Here is a 25,200-nt window from a genome sequence, read left to right on the forward strand (position 1 = left end):
CGGGGGGGTGGCGCTCAGGCGAGGGCCATGAGGAAACGATCGATGAGCTCCAGGGCCCGCTCCGTCAGGGCACCGGGATAGCGCACGAAGACGTGGCACCCACCGGGATAGATCGCCGTATGGCCGCCATTTCCGGCAGCGGCCCAGCGCGACGACATGTAGAGGGTGTCGTCGAGGAGGGGGTCGTGGGTGCCGACGGTGAACAGGGCTGGGGGCAGTCCGGCGAGGTCGGCGTAGAGCGGCGACACGTCGGGGCGACGGCGATCGATGCCATCCCGAACGTAGTCGTTGGCGAAAGTGGTCAGATCCTTGGTGTTCACCACGAGGCGCTCGTCGCCCCAATTGCGCACGCTCGGGGTCAGGCCGAGGTCGAAGAACCCGGCATTGAGGTTGGCACCCCGGAAAGCGCGCGGCAGACCGTGCCGGTCACGCAGGCGGAGGAGGGTCATCACGGCGAGATGGGCGCCGGCCGATTCGCCACCGATGGTGAGGGCCGTGATGCCGAGTTCCGCCCGACCCGGACCGGCGAGCCACAGGGCGGCGGCCTCGCAATCCTCCAGGGCCGCCGGATAGGGGTGCTCGGGCGCGAGCCGATACTCGACGGACAGACAGACGAAGCCGCAGGTGTCGGCAATCCGCTCAAGCCACGGGTCCTGCTCGTCGGCAGCGCCCCAGACCCAGCCGCCGCGATGGATGTGCAGATAGGCGCCGCGCGCCTTCGGCCACTTTCTGGCATCGGGGCGGATCATGCGAAGCGCGAGCGGACCGCCCGGCCCGTCGATGATCACCGTTTCGGCTCGTACGCTGCGGGGCATGGCCGGCGAGGCCTTGGTGCCCTGGCGGCGGCGTTCGCGGACCGCCGCGATGGGGATCGACCACGGGTCGGCCTGGGCCGCATGTGCCGCGATGATCTCGGCGTTGAGCCGTTTGGTGTCCGGATCGATCGTCGCCGGGTCGAACAGGGCGTGGTCGATCATGAATCGCTTCGTTTCATCGTAAAAAGAGGTCGTTCCAACTTGGACCGCGCAGCCGGCATTGCCACCTGGGCTATCGACAGCAACCCGCCTAACGCCCGAGCGTCCGTCCGGTTTCGCCAAAGTGTGTCGATTCGGTCACGCTTCCGCCGGCTTCGGGGGGTTGAGAGACCGCATTCGCCGCGCGCCGCAAGGAAACCTTCGCCCGATGAGCCTCGATCACGATCCGCGCCGCCCGCAGCCGTTTCCCGGCCAGCCCTATGCCGGCGCCTATCCCGAACCGGGTCGTCGCTCGGCCCTTCGCCGTTTCCTCGGCGGTTCGCCGGCGGCGGTGTTCGCCAAACTGCTGTTCCTGTCGATCCTGGTCGGCGCCGTCATGGCCATGCTCGGGGTGACGCCGGGCCTGCTGTTCTGGCACGCTTACGATGCCGTTCGAGCCCTCGTCGATCTCGGCCTCGACACCTTCCACGATTTCGGACGCTGGATTTTGGCCGGCGCCGTGGTTGTGGTGCCCCTCTGGCTGCTGTCGCGATTCTTCGCCGTTTCGAAGTGAGGTCAAGAACGAAGAAAGGCCGGCGTTTCCACCGGCCTTTCTCGAATGCCCGCTCGTGAGCGAACCGTTCAGCGAACCACGATGACCTTCGCGCCGACCTTGGCGCGGGTGTAGAGGTCGGCCACGTCGTCGTTGGTCATGCGGATGCAGCCCGACGAGACGGCGGTGCCGATGGTTTCCGGCTCGTTGGAGCCGTGGATGCGGTAGATCGAATTGCCGAGATACATGGCGCGGGCGCCGAGGGGGTTCTCAAGGCCGCCCTTCATGAAGCGCGGCAGATCGGGACGGCGACGCAGCATCTCGGCCGGGGGACGCCAATCGGGCCATTCGCGCTTCATCGTGATGGTCTGAACGCCGCCCCAGGTGAAGCCGGGCCGGCCGACGCCGACGCCGTAGCGCAGGGCTTGGCCGTCACCGAGCACGTAGTACAGGCGACGCTCGGCCGTGGAGACCACGATGGTGCCGGGGGCGTAATTGCCGGAATAAGCCACCTGCTCGCGCTGGATCGCCGACATCTGCGGCACGGCCGAGGCCATGGGGTCGGCCGGCGACGGCGATGCGTTGGAGGTCGGCACGGCGACGACGGCCACCGGCTCGGCCTGCGGGCGCACCCGCAGGACCAGGGCGTTGTCCAGGGGCTGGCGGGTTAGAGGGTCGATCTCGTAGGCGGCAGCGGGCGATGCCCACGCGCCAAGCGCACAGGCGAGCCCGGTGAGGGCGGGGGCGAAACGGCGCATCGGGGCCTCTCGAGGGCAGTCGGAAATCACGGCGTTCAGCTCGACGCACGGTACCGCGCGAAGAATGCCCAAGACGTAAACGCTGGGGTTTCAAAGCCAAGCTCTATCCGCGGTGCAGCATCGCTTGCCGCGACGTCGTGACTCCATGGCCACAGTGTGGCGCCTTGGCCGTAAGGTCCTTCGGTTTCAGGCCAAACCTTCAAGCATCGTCGAGACCGAGATCGATGATCGGCGCGCTGTGGGTGATCCAGCCGCAGGAGATCAGATCGACGCCAGACGCAGCCACCGCCCCGACGGTCTCGCGGGTGATCCGGCCCGAGGCCTCCGAAATGGCGCGCCCGTCGATCATCCGCACGGCCTCGCGCAGTTGATCCGGGTTCATGTTGTCGAGGAGCACGGCGTCGGCGCCGACGGAGAGGGCCTCTTCGAGTTGGGCCAGGGTGTCGACCTCGCACTCGATCTTGACGAGGTGGCCTGCATAGGCCCGCGCCCGGGTGATGGCCGGGACGATGCCGCCGGCCACCGCCACGTGGTTGTCCTTGATGAGCACGGCGTCGTCGAGGCCGAAGCGGTGGTTCGAGCCGCCGCCGGCCCGGACCGCATGCTTCTCGAGGGCGCGGAGGCCCGGTGTGGTCTTGCGGGTGCAGACGATGCTGGCCCTGCCGTGCGGCCGCGCCACCGTGACGAGGCCCGCCGTGGCCGTGGCGACACCCGAAAGACGGCACAGGAGATTGAGGGCCACCCGCTCGGCGGTGATGATCGCCCGCGCCGGGCCGGACAGGCGGATCACCACGTCGCCCGGCGCCACGGTGGCGCCGTCGCCGCGCACCACCGTCACCACCACGGCCGGATCGATGAGGCCGAAGGCGAGGACGGCGGCGTCGATGCCGGAGATCACGCCGTCCTGGCGGGCGGCGATGACGGCGTTCATCGTTAAGGATGCCGGCACGATGGCGTCGGTGGTGATGTCGCCGGCCCGGCCGAGATCCTCCAGCAGGGCTGCCCGCACGATGGGCTCGACCATGAGGCGGGGCAGGGGGACGAGGTGCAGATCGTCGGTCATGGAAGCCCTCCCGGGCGTTTCGGGCAGTGGGCCGGAATCAGGCGAAGGCGGGTGCGTCGACTGCCGAAGAGCTCAGGACTTCGGCCAAGGTCGTTTCGGTGTGCCGGACCGGAGCTTGATCGGGACAGTCGCTGCGCCAGTGCGCCCCCCGGCTCTCCCGACGCGACAGGGCCGATGTGGCGACCACGAGCCCGACGAGGGCGGCGTCGCAGCCGGCCTCGGCTGCTGGCATCAGCCGACGGACCGCCTCCGCGAGGCCGTCCGCATCGCGCACGACGCCGACGCGTTGCTCCATGATGGCGCGGATCGTCGGCAGATCCGACGCCGGACGGGGCTGCTCCGGCACCGCCTGCGCGGCCCCCGGGACCGGAACGGCCTCGATGGCCTCGGCGATCCAGGGCGCGAACGCCATGGCTTCGAGAAGCGAATTGCTGGCGAGGCGGTTGGCGCCGTGCAGGCCCGTGGACGCGACCTCGCCGCAGGCGAACAACCCCGGTACGGTGCTGGCGCCGCTGCCATCCACCCTCACGCCGCCCATGTGGTAGTGCGCCGCCGGCCGCACGGGGATCGCCTCGTGCTGCGGATCGATGCCGGCCGTCGCGCACAAACCGGCGACCGTGGGAAACCGCGTGGCCATGCGAGCGCCCAAGGCGCCGCGGCAGTCGAGGAACACCTGCGTGCCCCGTGCTTGCGCCTGAAAGATCGCCCGGGCGACGACGTCCCGGGGCGCCAGATCCCCACCCGTGATGCCGGCCATGATCGGGGCACCCAGTCCGTCGACGAGCCGCGCGCCCTCGCCGCGCAGCGCTTCGGTGGCAAGCGGCATCGGATCGGCGCCGACCGCGATGGCGGTGGGGTGGAACTGAACGAACTCCATGTCGCGCAGGCTGGCACCGGCCCGGGCCGCCAGGGCAAGGCCAGCCCCGGTGGCGCCGCGCGGATTGGTCGTCGATGCGTAGAGCGCACCGATCCCGCCGGTGGCGAGCACCACGGCGCGGGCCGCCAGGCGCAGCCGCGTGCCGCCGCGCTCGCACACAACGCCCGCGATCGCCCCCTGACGGTCGTGCATCAGGTGACGCGCCCGCGCCACGACCACGTCGATGGACGGCGTGACGGACACGGCCCGCACCAGGGTCTCGAGGACGAGACGACCGGTCGAATCGCCGCCGGCTCGCACGATGCGACGGCGGGAATGGGCAGCCTCGAGCCCGAGCGCGAGGGCGCCGACGGTATCCCGGTCGAACGGGGCATTCAGGCCGACGAGCCATTCGATGAGGCCGGGGCCGGCCGCCGCGACGCGTTCGGCGACCTCCGGCTCGCTCAGGCCCGCGCCCGCCGCCAGGGTGTCGGCGGCGTGAAGGGCCGGTGCGTCGTCCTCACCCATGGCGGCGGCAATGCCGCCCTGCGCCCAGCCCGTGGCGGTGCCGAGCCCGAGGGGACTCGCCGTGACCAGTGTGACGGGACGCGGTGCGAGGCGAAGCGCCGTCGCGAGACCGGCGACGCCGGCTCCGATGACGATGACGCGGTCCGGCGTCGCGAAGGAGAAGGGTGCGTGCGCGTTCATCGCGGCCGCACCGCGAGCATGCGCTCCACCGCCAAGCGCGCCCGGTCGGCGAGTTCGGGTTCGACCGTGACCTCGTGAGTCAGGGTCTCGAGGGCGCGGCGGATGTTCTTCAGGCTCATGCGCTTCATGTGCGGGCACAGGTTGCACGGCTTGATGAACTCGATGTCCGGGTTGGCCGCCGCGATGTTGTCGCCCATCGAGCACTCGGTCACGAGCACCACCTGCCGGGGGCGCTTCTCGGTCACGAAGTTCATCATCATCGCCGTCGAGCCGGAGAAATCGGCTTCGGCCACCACGTCGGGCGGGCATTCGGGATGAGCGATGACCGTGACGCCCGGATAGCTCTCGCGCACGGCGTGGATATCCGCCGGGGTGAAGAGTTCATGGACTTCGCAATGACCGGCCCAGGTGAGGATCTCCACCTCGGGCACCAGGGCCTGCACGTTCTGGGCGAGGAACTCGTCGGGAATCATAAGAACGCGGGGCGCGTTGAGGGACCGAACCACGTCGACGGCATTGCCGGATGTGCAGCAGAGGTCGGATTCGGCCTTAACGGCCGCCGACGTGTTGACGTAGGTGACGATGGGAACGCCGGGATACTTTTCGCGCAGCCCCCGCACGTCGGCGGCGGTGATCGAATCGGCGAGCGAGCAGCCGGCGGCCATGTCCGGAATGAGGACGGTCTTGCCCGGGTTGAGGAGCTTGGCGGTCTCGGCCATGAAATGCACGCCGGCCAGCACGATCACGTCGGCATCCACCGTCACGGCCTCGCGGGCCAGCGCCAAACTGTCGCCGACGATGTCCGCCACCGTATGGAAGATTTCCGGCGCCTGATAGTTGTGGGCGAGGATGACGGCGTTGCGCGCCTTCTTCAGTTCCAGGATCGCCGCAACGTCATCGGCGAGCGCCGGCCATTCGATGGCGGGCACGTGCCGGGCGACCCGCGCGTAGATATCGGGCAGGGGCAGGCCGGCATAAACCGCGGGCGCCGGAGCGATCGGAAGACTGGTGGCCGCCATGGATGCGTCCTCACTTATGCTCAAAATGAGCATTGTGCCGACTAACGTAGTGGCCCCATCCGCACTTGTCTAGATATGCTGGACTTGAGCATAACGTTTTTGCAGCGCACCCTCGATGGTGCGCCGCGGCTGTCAGGTGGGGCGTTTCGCCGGCCTGAGGCGGAAGCCCGGGGCAGGGCGTTCGAGGAGGACTTCGCGCCGGAACCGAACGAGGCGGGCCGGCCTGCCGGTGGCACCGCTGGTGACCCCATCGGTCTCTTCGACCAGACCCTGCTGAGCGACGAGCCGGCGGAAGTTCTGCTTGTGCAGATTGGTCCCCGACAGAGCCTCCACCGTGCGCTGAAGCTGGAACAGCGTGAAGGTCGGCGGCATCAGCTCGAAGACAACGGGCCGATACTTGATCTTGCCACGCAGGCGCCCGATGGCGGTGGCAAGCACCCGGCGATGGTCGAACGCCATGGGTTGTCCGGTCACCGGGAGGTCGGCGGGGCTCGCGGCACCCGACTGGCCTTGCGCCTCGGGAATCAGGCCTGCCTCGAACAGCAGTTCGTAGCGCTCCAGCACGCGCTCCTCGTTCCAGGTGCCGTCGCACAGGCCGAAGGTGAGGCTGAGGCGATCCTCGCGCCGGCGCTTCAGCTTCGGGTCGCCGGTCCCGCCGGCCCAGGCGAGGAGTTTCGGCTCGATCTCGGCCAGGGCCGCCGGCCGGCCCTCGCGAAAATCCTCCCAGGGCAGGTAGCGGTACCAGTTGCGCCACGAAGCCTCGGCGAGACCGCCGGGTCGAACCTCGCGAACCAGCGCGAGATAGGCCACCGACAGGGAATGCAGGCCCTGACTCTCGTCGCCCTGACGGTCGCGATCGCCGAAGGTGTAGAGCTGTTCGACGTAACCGAGGCGCTGATGGGTCTGGCGCTCGACCCACGCTCGCAGCCCACGTTCCAGGGTCGGGTGCTCGGGCACGAGGGGCCCGGCGGGCAGTCCGTCCGAACGGCCCGGCGCCTGCCCCTCGACCTGCACCGTCAGGGCCCGCGGCTCGCCGTCCGTCGCGGCGATGATGACGGCGACGAGCCCCACGGCGGACGGGTTGACGAGCGAGGCGTTGTCGCGCCCCTGCGAGTCCTTCACCGTCGTCACCTGGTCAGCCTCCATCTCGCACCGCGTGCATTTTGCACATCGTGCCGCGTGCTCATGGCACATCGCGCCGCCGTGATGAACGGCCAAACGGCATGGCCTATGGGTCAGGCTTCCTCCCGCCGGGGCAAGGGCCGGGCCGGGTTTCCCACCACCGTATCCCCCTCGGCCACGTCCCGGGTCACCACGCTGCCGGCGCCGACGATCGCGTGATCGCCGACGGTCACCCCCGGCAGGATGAGGGCGCCGCCGCCGATCCAGACGTTGCGGCCGATCCGGATCGACTGCGCGAACTCCAAACCGGCCTCGCGCGAAGCGGCATCGCGGGGATGATCCGCCGTGAGGATCTGGACCCCGGGTCCGATCTGCGTGCGCGCGCCGATATGGACCGGGGCACAATCGAGGATCACACAGCCGAAGTTGAGAAAGACATGGTCCTCCAGAGTGATGTGAAGGCCGTAATCGCAGTGGAAGGGCGGCCGGATGACGGACTCGTCGCCGACGGCCGCGAAGCGCTCGCGCAGGAGCGTGCGCCGGTCGCCGGGCGACAGACCGAGGGCCGCGTTGTAGCGCACCATCCAGGCCTTGCAGGCGCCGGCATCGGCCTGAATCTCGGGGTCGTCGGGATGATAGAGCTCGCCCGCGAGCATCTTCTGTTTCGGCGTACGGTCCATGCGGATCCCCCAATTGTGTTCGCCCCACCAACGCCGCCCCACCGGTCAAGCTCCCGAGCTTCCACCTTCGCGGGCCCTTGCGGCATGGGAACCAGCCCGTAAGACGAATGGGACGGGGCTGACCGGGGAGAACGCTGTGATCGGACGGGACGACGCGCCGGGGCGCACGGTGCCGGTGGATCTGCGCCTCTACGGAATCCTCGACACGGGATTCTGCGGCACCGATGTCGGGCGGCTCGCGGCACTGGCGAGCGCGGCGGCGCGCGGCGGCTGCACCCTCCTCCAGTATCGCGAAAAAACCATCGACGATGCCCGTGCCGCCCTGGCGCGCATCCGGGCGATCCACGAAGCCCTCGCGGGGAGCCATGTCCCGCTTCTCGTGAACGATCGCGTCGACCTCGCCCTCGCCGCGGGCGTCGAGGGCGTGCATCTCGGCCAGTCCGATCTCCATCCGGCCGATGCGCGCCGCCTCCTCGGGCGCTCGGCCATCGTCGGCCTCACCCTGAAGACCGGTGCGCAGGCCGACGAGCTCTACCGGCTGCCGGTGGATTACGCCTGCATCGGCGGTGTGTTCTCCACCGCGAGCAAGGACAACCCCGACCCGCCCGTCGGCCTCGATGGCCTCGGCCGCATCCTGTTCCGGGGCCGCCTCGCGCGGGGGCAGAACTTCCCCCTCGGGGCCATCGCGGGCATCGATTCAAGCAACGCGGCGGCCGTGATCGCGGCCGGAGCGGACGGAGTCGCGATCATCTCCGCCCTGTTCGCCGGGGACGATGTCGAGGCGCGGGCGCGCGACCTGCGCCACCGGGTCGATTCGGCCCTCGCCGCCCGCGCCGCGGTTCCGTAAGGTCGTCGCAGGACGCAAAGGCACGCCATGACCCCCATCGCCGTCACCATCGCGGGCTCGGATTCGGGCGGGGGCGCCGGCATCCAGGCGGACCTGAAGACCTTCGCGGCCCTGCGCGTCTACGGCGCCAGCGTCGTCACCGCGCTGACAGCCCAGAACACACAGGGCGTCCAGGGCATCCACGACGTACCGGCGGCCTTCGTCGCGGCGCAGATGGACAGCGTCTTCGGCGACCTTGCGGTAACGGGGGTGAAGATCGGAATGCTTTCGCAGGTCGCGACCATCGAGGCCGTGGCGGCGGGTTTGCGCCGGCATGCCCGGGATATTCCCATCGTGCTGGATCCCGTGATGGTGGCGACGAGCGGCGACCGGCTCATCTCGGAGGACGCGGTGGAGGCCCTGCGCCACCTGCTCCTTCCGCTCGCCGACCTCGTCACCCCCAACCTGCCGGAAACCGGAACGCTGATCGGCGCCGCAGCGCCGAGGAGCGAGAACGAAGCCGTGGCGCAAGCACGGCAACTTCTGGCGCTCGGAGCCAGGGCGGTTCTGGTGAAGGGCGGCCACGGGGAGGGCGACGAGAGCGTGGATCATCTGCTCTGCGCCGATGGAACGTTGCGCCGGTTCGCCGCTCCCCGGGTCGCCACCCGCAACACCCACGGCACCGGCTGCACCCTGTCGGCGGCGGTGGCGGCAGGGCTCGCGCACAAGCGCCCCCTCGTCGAAGCGGTCAGGGACGCCAAACGCTACCTGACCGCCGCCCTCCAGGCGGCCGATACGATGCAGGTCGGGCGAGGACACGGACCGGTTCATCACTTCCACGCCCTGTGGACCTGAGACCACTGCCCGCCTTGCGCGTGTCCGAATTTTGCGTTTGAAGTACCGCACGTTCGTTCGATGTACGGAACGATCCGGCGGGTTACAGGGACAATGGACGATCAGGTGACGACCCCCGAGCGCGGGCGGCAGCGGGATATCCTGACGGGCGCCCAACTGCTTTCGGGTCAGCTCGGCAAGACGATCCAGCGCTTGCGCAAGGCCTACAACCTCTCGCTGTCCGAACTCGCGGAGCAATCGGGGGTCGCGAAGTCGATCATCTCCCAGATCGAGCGCAACGAGACCAACCCGACCCTGGCCACCATCTGGCGCTTGAGCCAGGCACTGGACGTGTCCATCGAGCGCGTGTTGGCGACCAGCGACGAAGAGCCGTTCATCGAGAAGACCTCGCGCGCCGATACGCCGATCCTCGTCTCGGACGACGGCAAGGTGCGGCTCGCCATCGTCGGGTGGATCAAGACCGTCGAGTGGCTGCAATGGTACGAGGTGTCGGCCGATCCCGGCGGCATCCTCGATTCCGATCCGCACCAGCGCGGCTCGGTCGAATCCCTCACGGTCACCACGGGGCAGCTCGAAGTGGAAGTCGCCGGCACGGTCCAGCGCGCCCGCGCGGGCGAGACCCTGCGCTATCGCTGCGACCGTCCGCACACTGTGCGCTGCATCGGTCCGGAGCCGGCCCGCGCCATCATGGTGGTGATCATGAAGGCGGCCGTGATGGAATGATCGTTTGGTGGACACACCGCTCTCGGGAATGAGCGCTACGTCCGCGAACGATCATCCGTTCGAAGGCCTCAGCGGCCGGAATTCACCCACACGACCATTTCGCCGAGCACCCGCGCGAGCGCCGCGTCGAGCCCCACGGCGGCCGAGGCGACATCGACCTTCGCCACCGGGATGCGGGCCGTGAACACCCGAGCGGCAACGACCTTTCCGGTGCCCTCGGCGATGATCTTGGCGGAGAGGTCCACCACTGCCTCGCCCGAGCCCGCAGCGATATCGAAGGCGCGGATCTCGGAGATGAGCTGGAAATCCGAGACGATCTTGTCGCCCGGCCGGCTCACGGACTTCAAGCGACCGGAATTTTCGAGGCTCTGGATCAGGCGCGTCTGGATCAGCCGCGGCAGCCGGTCGGCCCATTGGGCGCCGCCGAGGAAGGACAGGGCTCCGCCGGGCTCGCGCACGATGATGCGGTCGGCCTCGAACGGCTGGATACCGACGGGCTCGGCCACGGTGACGGAGCGCGCGGACGCGCTGACCCGACCCGAGGGCGGGAGCGCGGCGAGGTCGAAGGTGAGCGGCACGGCGCCGCCGCAGCCACCGAGGGCCACGGCGAGCAGGCTCACGCCGAGGGCGAGGGCCGGTGAAAAGTGGGTCATACGCGATCCGGACTTCGCAGCGCGACAGGCTGCGAGGGACAAACTACGGCAAAGCTCGTTTCGTGCCGTGCGCCGGGACACCCTCATCCCGGCAAAACAGCATTCAACGACCACCGTTGTATTCCGGCAACGACGGCTTGCCGCCGAAGATCACCTGGCTCGGGTCGCGCTCGAGGTTCTTCACCGTGCGGTTGAGGGTGTTGAGGGTGCGCTGCCCGTCCGTGGACAGGGCTTCGACCTCGCGCCGACCCGTGCCGCTGAGGCGGTTGAAGCTGGTTGCGATGTTCGACGTCCGTTTGTCGAGGTTCTCCGACAGGGTGCGGAACGCCTTGCCCGCGTCGCGAACGGAGATAGCGGCCTCACGCACCTCCGTGAACGTGCTGGTCCCGGCGGAACCCGAGGCCGAACCGAGGAAGCCCTCGGCCCCCTTCAGTACGGCGTCGACGCGGTCGGCCGAGGTATTGAGCTTGGCCATCATCCCGCGCGCGTCCCTGAGGGCGCCTTCGATGTCGGGACTGCCGGCCGCCAGCGCCGCCGAGAAGCGATCCGCATTGTCGATGACGCGGTTGAGCTTCTGTCCATCGATGGCCTTCACCAAGCCGCTCACGGCCGGTCCGGCATCCGCCAGGGTCTTCGAGAACGCCTCGACGTTGGCCAGCGTCCGGTTGATGGCGCCCTCGTTGCCGGCCACCACCTTGTCGAGGCGCTGGAGTACGTCGTCGGCCCGTTGGGCGATCTGCTTGGCCGCCGCCATCATGTCTTGGATGTCGGACGAATCGGCGAAGATCGTCGGCATCTGGTCGCCCGTACCGGTGCCCAGGGCCGGTGCATCGGCGTTGCCGCCGGACAACGAGATGGTGGAGACGCCGGTCAGCATCGCCGAATCGAGGCGCGCGCGGGTGTCGGCGCGAAGCGGCGTGGTCCGCTCGACCTCGACCACGGCGACGACGCGGCGCGGGTCCTGCGGCAGCAGGCGCACGTCCGTGACCTCGCCGACCTTGATGCCGTTGAACGCCACCGTCGAGCCCTTGGCCAAGCCCCCGACGCTGCCGGAGAAGACGATCCGCACGGCCTGACGGGCCTGGCTGCGCGAGCCGCCCTGCAGCCAGAACACGAAGCCGAAGGCCGCGACGAGCACGGCGAGGGTGAAGGCGCCGATCAGGGCGTAGTTCGCGCGAGTCTCCATCGGATCAGCGATTGCCCGGGTTCGAGGTGGACGCGCGGTGCGTCACCACACGGTGAAGGGGATCAGGCCGCCGCATGGCGCGTGCCGTTGGGGATGACGGCGCGGCCGCGCTTGCCGTGGAAGTAGGAGCGCAACCACGGATGGTCGCTCTCCAACATCTCCGAAATGGTGCCTTGCGCGATGATCTGGCCGTCGCCGAGCGCCGCGATGCGATCGCAGGCGGTGTAGAGGCTATCGAGGTCGTGGGTGACCATGAACACGGTCAGGCCCAGGGTCTGCTTCAGGGTGGCGACGAGTTCGTCGAACTCGCCGGCGCCGATGGGATCGAGGCCCGAGGTCGGTTCGTCGAGGAACAGGATCTCCGGGTCGAGGGCCAGGGAGCGGGCCAAGGCCGCGCGCTTGATCATGCCGCCGGAGAGTTCCGACGGCAGCTTGTCGGCGGCATCGGGCTTGAGACCAACCATCTCGATCTTGAGACGCGCGAACTCGTCGAGCAGGCGCTCGGACAGGTTCAGGTGCTCGCGCATGGGCATCTGGATGTTCTGCTTGACGGTCAGCGCCGAGAACAGGGCGCCCTGCTGGAACAGTACGCCCCAGCGCTGCTCGATCTGCCGGCGCCGGGTGACGGTGAGGCCGTCCACGTCCTCGCCGAATACGGTGATCCGGCCCGACCGCTTGGGTACGAGACCGAGGATGGTCCGGGTCAGCACCGACTTGCCCTGGCCCGAGGGTCCGACGAAGCCCAGGATCTCGCCCCGGCGAATGTCGAGGTCGAGGCCCTTCATGACGATCTTCGAGCCGAACCCGACGACGAGGTCGCGGACGCAGATGATCGCGTCCGGCTCTGTGCCGGCTACGTGTTCACGGGTCGGCCGCTCGGCCTGGGCGCGTTCGGTCTGCACAGGGTCAGAAATCGATTGCCGCGAAGAAAACAGCGAAGAGTCCATCGAGGACGATGACCATGAAGATTGACTTCACGACTGAGGCCGTGACGTGGCGCCCGAGGGATTCGGCCGAGCCTTCCACGGCAAAGCCCTCGATGGTCGCGATGATTCCGATGATCAATGCCATGAACGGCGCCTTGATCAGCCCCACGGCGACGTGGTGGAACGACACCGCCACCTGCAGCCGGGCGAGGAAAGCTTCCGTGGTCATGCCACCGTAGAGCGCCGCCGTCAGGCCGCCGCCGGCGAGCGCTGCGAGGGATGCGAGAAAGGCGAGGATCGGCAGCCCGACCACGAGGGCGAGGATACGCGGGACGATGAGGATCTCGATGGGATCTAGGCCCATGACCCGGAGGGCGTCGACCTCCTCGCGCATCCGCATCGAGCCGATCTCGGCGGTGAAGGCCGAGCCGGAGCGGCCCGCCACCATGATCGAGGTGAGGAGCACGCCGAGCTCGCGCAGGATGAGGAGCCCGATGAGGTTGACGACGAAGCTCTGCGCCCCGAAGCGCTGGAGCTGGAAGATGCCCTGCTGGGCGACGATGCCGCCGACGAGGAACGAGATGAGGACGATGATCGGCACGCCCCGGAAGGCGACCTGATCGAGCTGGTTGACGAAGGCGGTTCCGCGGAACGTCCCGGGCCGGGCCGCGACCCGGATACAGGCGGTGACGACTTCCCCGAAGAAGGCGAGGCCAGCGACGAGGTCGGAGCGGGCGCCGACCACGCGCTTGCCGAGGTCGTGCAGGAAGCCGAACATCCGGCCGCGCCGTGCCAACACGGGCTCGGCCGCGGGCAGCTTGACCTCGCCCAGGAGAATTCGGTGTTCGGGGCTGGCACCCGCGTAGGCGAGGCGCCCGCCCGCGGCCTCGATCTCCGACCGGGTCCGCTCCAGGACCCAGGCCCCGAGGGTATCGAGGCGGGTCACCCCCGTCAGGTCGACGACGACGGAGCCCCTCTCGGCATCGCGAAAAATTCCCGCGGCGGCGGCCTCCACGGCGTTGCCCTGGTCGACGGTCCAGCGCCCGCGCAGGGCGATGCGTCCACCCGTGAGGGCGGAGGCGTCGGCGACGTCCGGGTTCGGCAGGGTCTCAGCGGTCGGCACGACACGCCACTCCGTTACTCGCGTTCCCCGTTCCTCACAGGTTAGGGTTACGCAATCGTATCCGGGTGCTGGCCCACAAAGGCGGCGCTGTGAAGACGCTGCCGCCGCGCGAGGCGCGCGGCGCGTGCCGTCAGGCACAGGCCGATCACCGCCAGCGGCGCCATGAGGCCGAAGGCGAGGGGTCCACCGCCATGCCCGTAGGCGAGCCCGCTTGCGAGGGTGGCGCAGGCCGACGCCAGGGCGTTGGTGGCGCTGAGCGTCCCCTGCGCCCGTCCGCGCGCGCCCTCTGGGGCGAAGCGCGACACCGCCGCCATGGCGCCGAGCTGGGTCGCACCGAAGCTGAAGCCGTGCAGGCTCTGCAGAACGACGACCGCCCCGAGGGTATCGCCATAGAACGCCATGCCGATCGCGCGCACGGCACCCGCGGCGGCCCCGAGGCCGAGCAGGCGGAACGGCGTTCGCCACCCCGCCGGACACAAACCGATGCCGGCGAACAGAACGATCTCGGCCAGCACGCCGATGGCCCACAGGGCTCCGATCCAGGCCACGGGAAACCCACTGAGACTCCAGTGGATGCTGGCAAAAGCGTAGAGCGCGGCATGGCTCGCCTGGATCGCCGCTCCGGCCGCGATGGTGAGCCAGAGAAGGCGGGGCAGGGGAACACGCGTCGCCTTCGTACGCGGGACGGCCGCCGTGGGAAGTTCGAGGCGGACACCCGCGCACACCGCCGCCGCCAGCAGGGCGAGGGCGGTGGTGAGGAGCGGCACGGCGAGCCGCTCGCCGAGAAACCCCAAGGCCGCGCCACCGGCGAGGTTGGCGGCGAGAAAGGCGATGGAACCGGCCATGCGGATCCGGGCGTAGTCGAGGCGGGCGCTGCGGCGAACGGCGGCGAGCGTCAGGTAGTCGATGCTCGGCACCAGGGGGGCGCCGGCCGCCGCGTTCAGCGCGATGAGGAGCGCGAGCACCGGCCAGCCGAGCGCCGCGCCGGCCGGCATCAGGGCGTAGGTGGCCGCCAAGGCGAGACTTCCCGCCACCAGGAGGGCGCGCGCACCGACGCCCCGGTCGATGAGTCCGACGAGGGGGGCGGTGGCGACGATCTTGACCGCGATGGGCAGGGCGAGGAGCACGCCGATGATCCCGGCCTCGAGGCCGAGAGCGTTGAGCCAGACGGGCATGAACGGCATGGCGATGCCGATCTCGACGAAGACCACGGCGTAGAGGCTCGCGAGCCGGAACGGGTTCGGCTCCGGTGGCGTGGCGGTGGCGTGGGGCACGTTGGCTCGGGGCCGCGAGAAGATGTGGGGACAGATCGGACCCGTAAAGCCCGCGTTAAAACCATCGTGTCAATCGTTCGGAATGTCTGTGGCCCCGATCGAACACCGGGGGTGCAGCAACCCGAGGACCCGGATCTACATGTCGCGTTCCCGCTCGCTGACGTCCATCGACGTTTCGGAATACGATCGCATCGAGACGGCGATGTCCGAGAGCGCACGGGGGCGCTGGTTCCTCGACGAATACGCCCGGCGCACGCGGGGCGAAGACACTCAGTCCGTCCTGGGCGCCATCGCACGCCTCGAAGCCGTCGTCACCCAGGAGCGCGACGGGTCCCAGGTCGGGCGCATGCGCGGCGACCTCCTCGACATGGCCAACGCCATCGCCCGCACCAAGGCGGAGATCGTCGCCCTCGGCACGCCGGACCACGAGAACAGCCGCCTCGGCATCGCCTCCGTGGCCCTCGACGCCATCGTGCGCTCCACGGAGCGGGCGACCTCCGACATCCTGAGCGCCGCCGAGGACGTTCAGGAGGCCGCCTGGACATTGCGGGAATCGGGCTCCGACGCGGCGCTCTGCGATGCGCTGGACCAGCGCGCCACCGAGATCTACACGGCCTGCTCGTTCCAGGATCTCACGGCGCAGCGCACGGCACGCATCATCCACACCCTGCGCTACCTCGAAGAGCGGGTCGCCGCGATGATGGCGATCTGGGGCGATAGTCTCGAGGCGGTGCCGCCCGCCCCCGGTGAGTCCAATCCTGCCGAGCCCCTCGATCTGTCGCAGAGCGACGTCGACCGTTTCATCGATGAGCCGGTCGCCGCGCAGCCTGCCCCCGCAGCGGTCGCGGAATCCGTTTCCGAGGTCCCCGCTGAACCGACGGCAATGGCCGAAAGCGCTGCCGCCACGCCCTCTTCGGAGACGGCCGCCGACGCGACGCAAGGCGACGCAATGGCTGATCCGTCGGACGAAATCCTCGTGGAGGAGACCGCCGAAGACGAGATCCCCGAAGACGAGATCCCCGAGGAGGAGCGCGTCGTAGACGGGCCCCCGAAGAAGGACATCGCCGCCGCGTTCGCCGATATCGACAGCCTTTCGGACGAGGAGAAGCGCGCACTGTTTTCGTGAGGGTGCGGCGTCGCGACCACGGCTTTTCTCGTCCCAACCAGGGTTCACGAACCGTCGGATCCGATTAGGAGAGCGGGCATGGCTCTCCACCTCCTGAAGCTGTGCGTCGGTCCCGCCTCCATCGCGGAGCTCGAAGCCCGGATCGCCCAGACCCGCGCCGACGCCCTGGCACAGGCGCGCGACCCGGCACCCGCCCACATCACCCGCATGGTTCCGACCCGCATGTCCGAGATCCTCGGCGGCGGTTCGATCTATTGGGTGATCAAGGGCACACTCGCCTGCCGGCAGACCATCGCGGCGATCGCACCGTTCACCGGTGCCGACGGTATCGGCCGCTGCCGCCTCGTCCTCGATCCCGTGGTTATTCCGGTCTCGCCGCGCCCGTGCCGCCCATTCCAGGGCTGGCGCTATCTCAAGGCCGACGACGCTCCGGCCGATCTCGACGCAGCGACGGCCGACGGTCTGGCGGAAATGCCGGATGCACTACGCCGCGAACTGGCCAGCCTCGGTCTCATCTGACGCCATCGGGATACCGAGCCCCCTCCGCCCCAGAATGGGGGAAGGGGGTCCGGTGCCCTACGCTCCGTCGAAGCGTCCGCTGGCATGGGCCAGCATCGTGTAGACCTTGCCGGTCTCCGAGGTGAGGTAGGCGTCGGCGCGCTTCGAATCGCGGTCGTTCTTGGAAACGTCCGCCATCAGGCGTTCGAACTCGGCGACGTAGCGGTCCACGGTGCGTCGGAAATCGGCATCTCCGGCGTAGCGGCGGCGGACCTCCTCGAAGGTCTGGCGCCCCTGCGCGGTGTAGATGCGGCGGTCGAACAGGTTCGCCTCACCCCGGCGATAGCGCTCCCACAGATCCACGGCCGTGCGGTGGTCGATCATCTTGGCGATGTCGGCCGAGATGGTCTCCAGAGCCGTGCGCCCACGCTCGGCCGCCGCCTTGGCCTCGGGGGACCCCTTCTCCGGTGAAGGTTTGGTTCCGGCGGTGGCCTGAGATTCGGATTCGGACTCGTCGCCATCATCATCGAGGGATGCTCGGGTCAGGAGGTCCGAGAGCCAACCACGGTCTCCCGCCTTGGCACCGTTGGCCTGCGCACGCTGTGCCTCGCCCGTGCGGGCGGCGACGTTGGCGGGCCGACCGGCGGGTGCCGGCACGATGGTCATGGTCTGCCCCGGCTTCGGCGCGGCCGCAGCGGGTGTCCGAGCGGGGGCGACCGGTGCGGGAGCGACCGGTGCCTTGGCTGGGGCAACCGGCGCCGGAGCGGGCGGAGCCGCGGACGGCCGGGCGACATCAACACCGCGATCGGTGCGGGCGACGAGGGTGGTCAGCTCGCCCAGGGCCTTGATCTGATCCGAGACGACCCGGCGCATCTCGCCGGTGGCGTCCTGCGTCTCGCGCGGCAGGTCGAGGACACCGCGCTGGATCTCGGCGCGGGTGGCGTCGAGCTCGCGGCGGATCTCGCTCGCCATCTCGCGCAGGCCGGCCACGGAATCACCGAAGCGCCCCGAGGCCGTCTCGAACACCGCCGTCATCTCGCGGGACGCCGCATCGATGGCGGCGCGCACGCCCTGCGCCGTCCGCTCGCCCTCGCTGTCGGCGCCAGACCGCAGGCCCTCGAACGCCTCGACGACACGGGCGCCGGCGCCCTTCGCGGTCTCGGCCAGACCGGTGCCGATAGCGCGGGCTCGCTCCTCCGCGGTCCGCAGGGTTTGCTCGATCAGTGCATCGAAACGGGCGGTCTCGGCTTCCAGGGAACCCGAGCGTTCGTCGATCCGGGCGAGCACGCCCTCGATGGCGCCCCCGCGCGCCGCCAGAACCTCGGAGAGGCGACCTTCGGCCGTCTCAAGGGATCCGGCCGCGCCCGTGAGGGCCGCCGCATGGGTCCGTCCGAGATCTCCCAGGGACCGGCCGCTGGCGTCGAGCGACGCGGCGAGTTCGGCCGCATCACGCAGGGCACCCTGCGCGACGGACTTGAGCTCGTCGACCTGCTCGGCGACGCCGCGGCTCGCCCGTTCGGTCTCGCTGGCGATGGCGCCCAGGGCTTCCTGGACCTGCTCGATGCGGGCCGCGAGACCCGTCTCGATGGCGCCGAGGTTTTCGCCCGCCCCCGCCAGGAGTTCGGCCAGGGCCGCATTGGCGCTCTCGACACGCTGGAGGACGCTGCCGACGTCGTGACGCAGGGCGTCGTTGGCCTGCGTGAGGGTGGCGATGGCGCGCGAGGCGCCCCCGTCGATGGTCGCCAGCAGAGCTTCGGCCGAGGCCTGCGAACGGGCTTCGAGTTCGTCCGTACGCTGGCGGATCGCCTCCACGAGGGGTGTGCCGGTCTCGGCGAGGGCCCGCTCGAGGGCTTGGCCTCGCTCGGACAGAGCTTCGACCAACGATGCGGCCGGGCCATCGACGACGGCGCGGAGGCGATCGGACTGTGCCGCGAGAGCCTCGATCACGTGCGAGCCGCGCCCGTCGAGGGTCTCGACGAGGCTGCCGCCGCGCTCCTCGATGGCGCGGGTGATGGTCTCGGCGCTCGCAGCGAGGCGCTGGGCCAAGGACTGGCCCCGTGCCTCGACGAGGGCGGCGAGCGCCGTGGAACGGCGGTCGAACGCTTCCGTCATCGTCGCATTGCGACCGTCGATGAGGGCCGCGACGGCCTCGTTGCGCTGATCCAGTGCTGAGGCAAGGGCGGCGGCATGGGCTTCGGCGGCGGCGGCATGACGACCGACCCGCTCGTCGAAGGCGGACAGCATGGCGGCGCTTCGCTCGTCGACCAGGGTCGCATAGGCGTCCTGACGATCGTCGAAGGCAGCGGCCAGGGCGTCGCCACGCGACGCGACCAGGGAGGCGAACACCTTCATGCGGCTGTCGATACGGCTGGTGAAGGCTTCGCTGCGGGCATCGACGGCCTGGGTGAGGGCCGCACCCTGCGTCTCGATGGTCCGGGCCAGGCCGGCGGCACGACCGGAAATCAGCGAATCCAGGGCGCCGAGGCGCTCGTCGAACACCGTCGCGAGGGCCTGGGTCCGGGTATCCACCTGGAGGGTGAGGGCGCCGGAACGGCTCTCCACAACTCCATCGAGGCGGGCGAGGCCCTCGTCGAACAGGGCCGCGAGGGTGCGGGTGCGCTCCTCGACCCGATCGGTGAGCGAACCGGCACTCTCACCGACCAGCCCGTCGAGGGCCTTCATGCGCTCGTCGAACAGTCCGACGAGAGCCTGGGTGCGGGCATCGATCCGATCGGTCAGCGTCTCGGCGCGGCTGTCGACGAGACCGTCGAGGGCCGTGAGCATCTCGTCGAACAGGGCGCGCAGGCCCTGGGTCCGGCTGTCGACGGCCTCGGCCAAGCGCGTGCCGCGTCCCTCGACCAGGTCGTCGAGATGTCCGAGGCGGGTGTCGAACAGCGTCGTCAGCGCCTGGGTGCGCGCGTCGATCGCGTCGGTGACCTGTGCGCCGCGCCCGTCTACGATCTGGGCGAGGAGGTCGATCCGGTGATCGAACATGGCCGCCAAGCTGCGGGTCCGGCCGTCCACGCTCTCCGCGAGGCCGCCGCTGCGGCGCTCCACGAGGGTGTCGAGCTCGCCGATCCGGGCGTCGAACAAGGCGGAGATGGACTGAACACGCCCATCAAGTGCCGTGGCAAAGCCGCCGGCATCCTGTGCGACCAGGGCGTTGATCTGCTCGATCCGGCCGTCGAACAGAGCAGCGAGCGCCTCCGTGCGGGTATCGAGGGCCTGACCGATCTGGCGGCCGCGACCGTCCACGAGATCCGAGAGACCGCCGAGGTGCTCGTCGAACAGGCTCGCAAGGGCGCGGGTGCGCTCGTCGAGAGCCTGGGACACCTGCGCGCCGCGTCCGTCCACCAGGGCATCGAGGCCGCTGAGACGCTCGTCCAGGAGCGTGGCCATGGTCTTCGTACGGGCGTCGATGGCGTCGGCGACCTGGGCGCCGCGTCCTTCGACGATCTGTCCGAGGAGACCGATGCGGTGATCGAACAGCGCGGCGAGATCGCGGGCACGGCCGTCCACCGACTCGGCAAAGCCGCCGGTGCGGCGCTCGACCAGGCTGTCGAGCTCACCGATGCGGCTGTCGAACAGGCTGCCGAGGGCGGCGATGCGCTGCTCGACGGCCGCGATCAGGCTCGAGTCGTCCTGGTTCGCGATGGCGTTGAGCTGGCCGAGACGGGCGTCGAACGTCGTCGCGAGGGCCTGGGTGCGGGCCTCGACGGCATCGGCGAGGCCTGCGCCGCGCTGCTCCACGACCTCGTCCAGATGGCCGATACGCTCGTCGAAAAGGGCCGCGATGGCCTGGGTCCGGGCATCCACGGCGCCCGCGGCGCTGCCGAGGCTCGCCTCGATGGTCTCGACGAGGCGGCGGCCGCGCTGGTCGAGGTTGTCCTGCAAGGGCGCCAGGCGATCCTCGAAGCTCGTGCCGAGGACCTGGGCATGGCTGTCGAGAAGCGCGCGGATCTCGCCCGTGCGATCGTCGAGGAGCTGGTGGACCGTACGCACGCCCTCGTCGAGGAGCGAGCTGATGTCGAGGGTGCGCCCGTCGAGGGTGCGCCCGAGACGGTTTTCGCCTTCGCCGAGAAGCCGGTCTGCTTCCGCCACGACTTCGCGCAGGCGAGCGAGGATGGTCTCGCCGCGGGTCTCCAGGAGGGTGCCGAGGGCGTTGGTGCCGGAATCGAGCAGGCGGGCGAGCTCGGTGATGCGACCCCCGAGGGCTCCGAACACGGCACGGCCCTTCTCGTCGAGCTCGCTGCCCATGGCGGCGGTGCGCTCGTCGATAAGGCTGACGAGGTGATCGGTCCGCTCGGAGAAGGCGTCGCGGAGGCTCTGGGCCTGCTGGGACAGGGCCGCATTGGCTCCACCCGTGCGCTCGACGATCATGTCGACGAGTTCGCGGGTGCGGGCGGCGAGGTCTTCGTCCACCGCGCGGGTGCGGCTCTCGATGAGGCGGATCGCCTCCAGGGCCTGGGTGCCGAAGGCTTCGTCGATGAGGCGGCCGCGCTCTTCCAGGGTGGCGCTGATCACTTCGAGGCGGGTCAGAATGCCCGAATCGAAGCGCGTCGCGCCGTCATCGAGGCGCTGGACCAGTTCCCGGGTCTGGACGTCGAGGTGGCTGGTGATCTCGGTCGCGCGCGCGCCGAGGGTATCACCGAGGCTGAGGCTGCGGGCGGCGATGTCCTGCGCCATGGTATCGGCGCGGGCGTCGAGGGTCTCGACGAGGTCGCGTCCACCCTCGGTCATGATCCGCGCCATCTCGGCCGTGCGCAGGATCAAGGCTTCGTTGAGGGCGGTGGCACGCGAGCCGAGCTGGCCGTCGATATGGGTGATGAGGTGCGAGAAGGTCTCGCCGATCTCGGCGGTGCGCTTGATGCCGCGCTCCTCGAGGGCACCGAGCTGGGTCTCCACTGCCTCGCGGGCCTCCCGGGTGCGCTCGGCGATGGTCTCGGCCACGGCTTGGCCGCGCACGGAGATGATCCGGTCCATCTCCTCGAGCTGGCCGCCGACGCTTTGCGACAGGGACGTCGTATCGCGGGCGATGCGCTCCGCAATGATGTCACCCCGCGCGATGGTGTCCTGAAGCGCGGCGAGGCGATCGGTGAAGACCGTTTCGATGGCATCGGCCCGAGCCTTCGTGGTCTCGTCGAAGCGCTCGCCCGATGCGCCGAGGGCCTCGCTGACCCGTGCGCTCTGGGCGGTGATGGCGAGGGTGATGTCGCGGCCGGCCAGGGTGAGCTGCGAATGGGCGTCGTGCGTGTGGGCGGCGATGAGCTCGCCGAGGGTTCGGCCGTGGTTGCCGAAGGCGACTTCGACGTCGCGAACGCGGGCTTCCAGGCTGCCACCGATTCCCTGAGCGGCGCGATCGATGACGCCGGCGGCCTCGTCGGCGCGCGCGGCCAACTCGGCGTTGATTTCCTCGAGGGTCCGGCGCAGGGCCGCCACGGAGGCTTCGGTGCGGCCGGCGACGGTGTCGCCGGTGCCCTCGGCGAGCTGGCCGAGCAGGGCGGCGGCCTGTTCGGTCCGGCTCGACAGCGCATTGGCATTGGCGGCGAGGCGGCGCTCGAAGATCTCGACGGCCTCCACGGTGCGGGCTTCGAGTTCGCCCGTGGCGCCGGCGGCGGAGCGGCGCAGGGATCGTGCGGCCTCGGCCGCGCAGGCGCCGAGCGCGACGGTGATCTCTTCGGCGCTGCGGCGCAGGGTCTCGGTCGCCTCCAGGGTCTGGGCCCCGAACTGACCATCGAGTGTCGCGGCGGTGGCTTGGAGTGCCGAAACCGTCTGACCGGTGCGGGCCTCCAGGGCGTGCCCGAGCTCGGCCAGGAGGCGCTCGACTTCGGCCGTCGCCGCGTGGGTCCGCTCGGTGATGAGACCGCCGGCCCGATCGCCGGCGAGGGCAAGGGCGCTCTCGAGGCTGCCACCCTGAACGGTGACGGTGTCGTGCAGGCGCCCAGCCACGGCCTCGATCCGGGAGGCCAGGGCGCCGCCGCTCGCGTCGATGCCGGCCGCGAGGCCGTCGACGGAACTGACGAAACGCTGGCGCAGGGTCTCGCTGCGGGCATCGAAGACCTCGATCAGGCCATCGGTGCTCCGGTTGAGGCTCGCTTCGGCCTCACGACCACGCGTCTCGATGAGTTCGGCGACGCCGACGCCCTGGACCGCCAGGGTTTCGTGCAGGCGTCCCGTCACCGTCTCGATGCGCTCGGCGAGGGCGCCGCCGCGCGCGTCGATGTCGCCGGTGATGCCTTCGACCGCGCGAGCCAGGCTGTCGCGCACGGATCCGGCGCGGGAATCGAGGGTTTCGATGAGGCCGCTGGCCGTCAGGGCGAACCCGGCCTGGGCATCGCGGCCGCGGGCCTCGATGAGGTCCGCGATGCCGGTGCCCTGGACCGCCAGGGTCTCTCGCAGCCGACCCGTGACCGTATCGATGCGCTCCGCCAGAGCGCCGCCGTTGCGGTCGACGAGGGCGGTCGCCTCCTCGATGGAACGAACCAGGCCGTCGCGCAGGGCGTCGGCCCGCGCTCCGAACGTCTCGATGACGCCGCCGGTCGCCTGGGCCAGACGCTCCTCGGCCTCACGGCCGCGCGCCAGGATGGCATCGGACACGCCATCGCCGATGGTCGCGATGTCCCGGGTCAGGGTCGAGCCCGTGGCGGCGAAGTGTGCGCGCAAGGCGTCGCCGGTCTCGGCGAAGCGGGCAGTGATCTCACCGCCGGTGGTGGAGAACTGAGCGGTCAGCTCACCGCCGCGCGCCAGGAAGGCGCTCTCGAGCCCGCGGGCGGATTCCTCGAAGGTCCTGCGGACCTCGCTGCCCTCGCGGTTCAGGGTTTCGATCACCTCGGCACCGGTCTGGGCGAGGGTGCGTGCGACATCGCCGGCGTTGGTGGCCAGCGTCGTGGTGAGGAGCCCGCCGGTGCGCTCGAAGGCTCGGGTCACTTCCTCGGCTCGGCTCTCCAGGGATTGGGTCAGCGTGTTGCCGACATCCGTCAGGCTGCCGCGCACGCCTTCGCTGGTGGCGGCGAGGCGTTGGACGAGGTCGTCGCCCCGATCGGTCACGAGACCGACGACGCGGTCGCCGGCCAGGGCGAGCGCCGACGTGATGGCGTCGCCGCGGTCGCCGAGTGCCGTGGTGATGGCGTGCCCGCGCGCATCGAGGGCGCCGGTGACGCGCTCGCCGGCGCCGGTGACGGCGGCGACGATGCGCTCTGCGGCCCCGTCGAGTTCCTGCGTCAGGTTCTGGTGCGAGCCCGTGATCGCTCCGCGGACGCGCTCTGCGTTGGCGACGATGGATTCGCGCTGGGCGACGAGCTCGTCGACCAGGGACCGTATGCGGATCTCGTTCTCCGAGTACGCACGCTCCAGGGTGGCGATCTCGCCACGCACCAGGGTCTCGAGTTCGCCGGCGCGGGCAAGCGCCCGCTCGACACCGTCGCCCACGGCCGCCACTTCGCGGCGAACGGTCTGCGACATGGTCAGCACGGCGTCGGTCGAGAAGTTCTCCGGCTCGGCCAGGCGAATGGCGACTTCACCCACGGCGCGAGCGACGAGACGCATCTCCTGCGCCCGCACGGCCAGCATCGCCATGATCGAGAACAGGACCACGGGTCCGACGAGGGCGGTGGCCGCCACCGCCGACTGGAGCGCCGTGAGGCCCTGCGCGTAGGTCCTCAGATCACCGCCGGACTGGATCCAGGCCAGGGCGAGAAGGCTCGCGAACCACACGGCCGATGCGACGGCCGCGACGACGTAGGGCATCGGAGAAGGCCGAACCCGCAGGGTCTGCTGCAGGATGCCGATGTTCTGGCGATCGTCGTTGGCGACCAGCGAGCGGTCCGGGGGCAGCAGTCCACCTTCGCGGCGCGGGCGGGCGCGGTCCGGCGGCGGAAGGTCGGACGCCAGAGGCTCGTCGAGGCGGGGCGGGCGGTTACGTCCGCTCGGATCGAGGAGCGGATCGCCGTCACCGACGTCGGGCAGGCGCGGTTCGACGCGGTTCTCGGACGCGTCGGGCGTGAGCATGTCCAGGTTGAGGGCCTGCTCGATCGCGGACAGGGCTGCCTCCGCCGGATCCTTGAGCTTCTTTTCCGTGGCCATGCAACGCCTCGTTACCCGTATTCTCCCGCGTCGGCCGCACCCGGCGAAGGAGACACTTTTACCAATCTATCAAACGAACTTTAGACACCGGCGCCGGGGGCCGATACCCGACCGCCTGCGTCCGCCGCAAAAACCTTAACGGAATGGTTACCAAGCCCGGGGGCCGGCTTCCCGCCGTCGGCTTTATCCATGGGCCCGCAATGCTTAAACGCAAAC

At 69.9% G+C, this 25,200-nt stretch carries 19 protein-coding genes; 6 read left to right on the top strand and 13 right to left on the bottom strand.

The window, feature by feature from the left end:
* Positions 1 to 14: 14 nt before the first annotated feature.
* Positions 15 to 977: an alpha/beta hydrolase gene (locus ASF27_RS05910; protein WP_056358513.1), complete on the bottom strand. Its 963-nt coding sequence runs from the start codon at positions 975 to 977 to the stop codon at positions 15 to 17.
* A 205-nt stretch (positions 978 to 1,182) separates the two neighbouring features.
* On the opposite strand from ASF27_RS05910, the gene ASF27_RS05915 reads away from it, so the two are divergent.
* Positions 1,183 to 1,527 (top strand): DUF6460 domain-containing protein, encoded by a 345-nt coding sequence (locus tag ASF27_RS05915; protein ID WP_056167460.1) that lies wholly within the window; start codon positions 1,183 to 1,185, stop codon positions 1,525 to 1,527.
* Between the two features lie 68 nt (positions 1,528 to 1,595).
* On the opposite strand, the gene ASF27_RS05920 is transcribed toward ASF27_RS05915, so the two are convergent.
* From ASF27_RS05920 to ASF27_RS05945, 6 genes are all read right to left on the bottom strand, one after another.
* Positions 1,596 to 2,264, bottom strand: a complete 669-nt coding sequence (locus ASF27_RS05920; RefSeq protein ID WP_056358516.1) for a L,D-transpeptidase — start codon at positions 2,262 to 2,264, stop codon at positions 1,596 to 1,598.
* Positions 2,265 to 2,463: 199 nt separating this feature from the next.
* Positions 2,464 to 3,327, bottom strand: coding sequence for a carboxylating nicotinate-nucleotide diphosphorylase (nadC, locus tag ASF27_RS05925; protein WP_056167468.1), 864 nt, complete (start codon positions 3,325 to 3,327; stop codon positions 2,464 to 2,466).
* A gap of 37 nt (positions 3,328 to 3,364) precedes the next feature.
* Positions 3,365 to 4,891, bottom strand: a complete 1,527-nt coding sequence (locus ASF27_RS05930; RefSeq protein ID WP_056358520.1) for an L-aspartate oxidase — start codon at positions 4,889 to 4,891, stop codon at positions 3,365 to 3,367.
* Positions 4,888 to 5,910: a quinolinate synthase NadA gene (gene nadA / locus ASF27_RS05935; RefSeq protein ID WP_056358523.1), complete on the bottom strand. Its 1,023-nt coding sequence runs from the start codon at positions 5,908 to 5,910 to the stop codon at positions 4,888 to 4,890. The genes ASF27_RS05930 and nadA overlap by 4 nt, the downstream gene beginning before the upstream one ends.
* 132 nt (positions 5,911 to 6,042) lie before the next feature.
* Positions 6,043 to 7,056, bottom strand: coding sequence for a hypothetical protein (locus tag ASF27_RS05940; protein ID WP_244472915.1), 1,014 nt, complete (start codon positions 7,054 to 7,056; stop codon positions 6,043 to 6,045).
* Between the two features lie 89 nt (positions 7,057 to 7,145).
* Positions 7,146 to 7,712 (bottom strand): sugar O-acetyltransferase, encoded by a 567-nt coding sequence (locus ASF27_RS05945; protein WP_056358526.1) that lies wholly within the window; start codon positions 7,710 to 7,712, stop codon positions 7,146 to 7,148.
* A gap of 136 nt (positions 7,713 to 7,848) precedes the next feature.
* Between ASF27_RS05945 and thiE the strand changes: the two genes are divergently transcribed.
* From thiE to ASF27_RS05960, 3 genes are all read left to right on the top strand, one after another.
* Positions 7,849 to 8,559, top strand: a complete 711-nt coding sequence (thiE, locus tag ASF27_RS05950) for a thiamine phosphate synthase (protein WP_056167479.1) — start codon at positions 7,849 to 7,851, stop codon at positions 8,557 to 8,559.
* Positions 8,560 to 8,586: 27 nt separating this feature from the next.
* Positions 8,587 to 9,393, top strand: coding sequence for a bifunctional hydroxymethylpyrimidine kinase/phosphomethylpyrimidine kinase (gene thiD, locus ASF27_RS05955; protein WP_056261127.1), 807 nt, complete (start codon positions 8,587 to 8,589; stop codon positions 9,391 to 9,393).
* Positions 9,394 to 9,486: 93 nt separating this feature from the next.
* The gene (locus ASF27_RS05960; protein WP_056167485.1) at positions 9,487 to 10,116 is read left to right on the top strand and encodes an XRE family transcriptional regulator; all 630 of its coding nucleotides are present in this window, start codon (positions 9,487 to 9,489) and stop codon (positions 10,114 to 10,116) included.
* A gap of 68 nt (positions 10,117 to 10,184) precedes the next feature.
* On the opposite strand, the gene ASF27_RS05965 is transcribed toward ASF27_RS05960, so the two are convergent.
* From ASF27_RS05965 to ASF27_RS05985, 5 genes are all read right to left on the bottom strand, one after another.
* A complete protein-coding gene (locus tag ASF27_RS05965; RefSeq protein ID WP_056167489.1) occupies positions 10,185 to 10,769 on the bottom strand; it encodes an ABC-type transport auxiliary lipoprotein family protein in 585 nt (194 codons plus the stop codon).
* 103 nt (positions 10,770 to 10,872) lie between these two features.
* Positions 10,873 to 11,955, bottom strand: a complete 1,083-nt coding sequence (locus ASF27_RS05970; protein WP_056167491.1) for an MlaD family protein — start codon at positions 11,953 to 11,955, stop codon at positions 10,873 to 10,875.
* Positions 11,956 to 12,017: 62 nt separating this feature from the next.
* Positions 12,018 to 12,740, bottom strand: coding sequence for an ABC transporter ATP-binding protein (locus ASF27_RS05975; protein ID WP_244474187.1), 723 nt, complete (start codon positions 12,738 to 12,740; stop codon positions 12,018 to 12,020).
* 121 nt (positions 12,741 to 12,861) lie between these two features.
* Positions 12,862 to 13,986 carry an MlaE family lipid ABC transporter permease subunit gene (locus ASF27_RS05980; RefSeq protein ID WP_244472916.1) on the bottom strand — a complete coding sequence of 375 codons (1,125 nt, stop codon included), beginning with the start codon at positions 13,984 to 13,986 and terminating at the stop codon, positions 12,862 to 12,864.
* Between the two features lie 65 nt (positions 13,987 to 14,051).
* Entirely contained in the window at positions 14,052 to 15,278 is a 1,227-nt protein-coding gene (locus tag ASF27_RS05985; protein WP_056358529.1) for an MFS transporter, read from the bottom strand.
* Positions 15,279 to 15,417: 139 nt separating this feature from the next.
* Here ASF27_RS05985 and ASF27_RS05990 point away from each other — a divergent pair, with 139 nt between their 5' ends.
* The gene (locus tag ASF27_RS05990) at positions 15,418 to 16,404 is read left to right on the top strand and encodes a hypothetical protein (protein WP_056358533.1); all 987 of its coding nucleotides are present in this window, start codon (positions 15,418 to 15,420) and stop codon (positions 16,402 to 16,404) included.
* Positions 16,405 to 16,482: 78 nt separating this feature from the next.
* Positions 16,483 to 16,923, top strand: coding sequence for a DUF1489 domain-containing protein (locus ASF27_RS05995; protein WP_056358536.1), 441 nt, complete (start codon positions 16,483 to 16,485; stop codon positions 16,921 to 16,923).
* A 57-nt stretch (positions 16,924 to 16,980) separates the two neighbouring features.
* Here the strand turns inward: ASF27_RS05995 and ASF27_RS06000 are convergent, their stop codons facing one another.
* Positions 16,981 to 24,984, bottom strand: coding sequence for a hypothetical protein (locus tag ASF27_RS06000; RefSeq protein ID WP_056358541.1), 8,004 nt, complete (start codon positions 24,982 to 24,984; stop codon positions 16,981 to 16,983).
* Positions 24,985 to 25,200: the final 216 nt, after the last annotated feature.

Origin of the sequence: Methylobacterium sp. Leaf102 (genome assembly GCF_001422425.1) — a bacterium.
GTDB lineage: Bacteria > Pseudomonadota > Alphaproteobacteria > Rhizobiales > Beijerinckiaceae > Methylobacterium.

Coding starts and splice junctions, on each gene's coding strand:
- ASF27_RS05910 (WP_056358513.1), bottom strand. CDS start 977: ATGATCGACCACGCCCTGTTCGACCCGGCGACGATCGATCCGGACACC.
- ASF27_RS05915 (WP_056167460.1), top strand. CDS start 1,183: ATGAGCCTCGATCACGATCCGCGCCGCCCGCAGCCGTTTCCCGGCCAG.
- ASF27_RS05920 (WP_056358516.1), bottom strand. CDS start 2,264: ATGCGCCGTTTCGCCCCCGCCCTCACCGGGCTCGCCTGTGCGCTTGGC.
- nadC (WP_056167468.1), bottom strand. CDS start 3,327: ATGACCGACGATCTGCACCTCGTCCCCCTGCCCCGCCTCATGGTCGAG.
- ASF27_RS05930 (WP_056358520.1), bottom strand. CDS start 4,891: ATGAACGCGCACGCACCCTTCTCCTTCGCGACGCCGGACCGCGTCATC.
- nadA (WP_056358523.1), bottom strand. CDS start 5,910: ATGGCGGCCACCAGTCTTCCGATCGCTCCGGCGCCCGCGGTTTATGCC.
- ASF27_RS05940 (WP_244472915.1), bottom strand. CDS start 7,056: ATGGAGGCTGACCAGGTGACGACGGTGAAGGACTCGCAGGGGCGCGAC.
- ASF27_RS05945 (WP_056358526.1), bottom strand. CDS start 7,712: ATGGACCGTACGCCGAAACAGAAGATGCTCGCGGGCGAGCTCTATCAT.
- thiD (WP_056261127.1), top strand. CDS start 8,587: ATGACCCCCATCGCCGTCACCATCGCGGGCTCGGATTCGGGCGGGGGC.
- ASF27_RS05960 (WP_056167485.1), top strand. CDS start 9,487: ATGGACGATCAGGTGACGACCCCCGAGCGCGGGCGGCAGCGGGATATC.
- ASF27_RS05965 (WP_056167489.1), bottom strand. CDS start 10,769: ATGACCCACTTTTCACCGGCCCTCGCCCTCGGCGTGAGCCTGCTCGCC.
- ASF27_RS05970 (WP_056167491.1), bottom strand. CDS start 11,955: ATGGAGACTCGCGCGAACTACGCCCTGATCGGCGCCTTCACCCTCGCC.
- ASF27_RS05975 (WP_244474187.1), bottom strand. CDS start 12,740: ATGAAGGGCCTCGACCTCGACATTCGCCGGGGCGAGATCCTGGGCTTC.
- ASF27_RS05990 (WP_056358533.1), top strand. CDS start 15,418: ATGTCGCGTTCCCGCTCGCTGACGTCCATCGACGTTTCGGAATACGAT.
- ASF27_RS05995 (WP_056358536.1), top strand. CDS start 16,483: ATGGCTCTCCACCTCCTGAAGCTGTGCGTCGGTCCCGCCTCCATCGCG.
- ASF27_RS06000 (WP_056358541.1), bottom strand. CDS start 24,984: ATGGCCACGGAAAAGAAGCTCAAGGATCCGGCGGAGGCAGCCCTGTCC.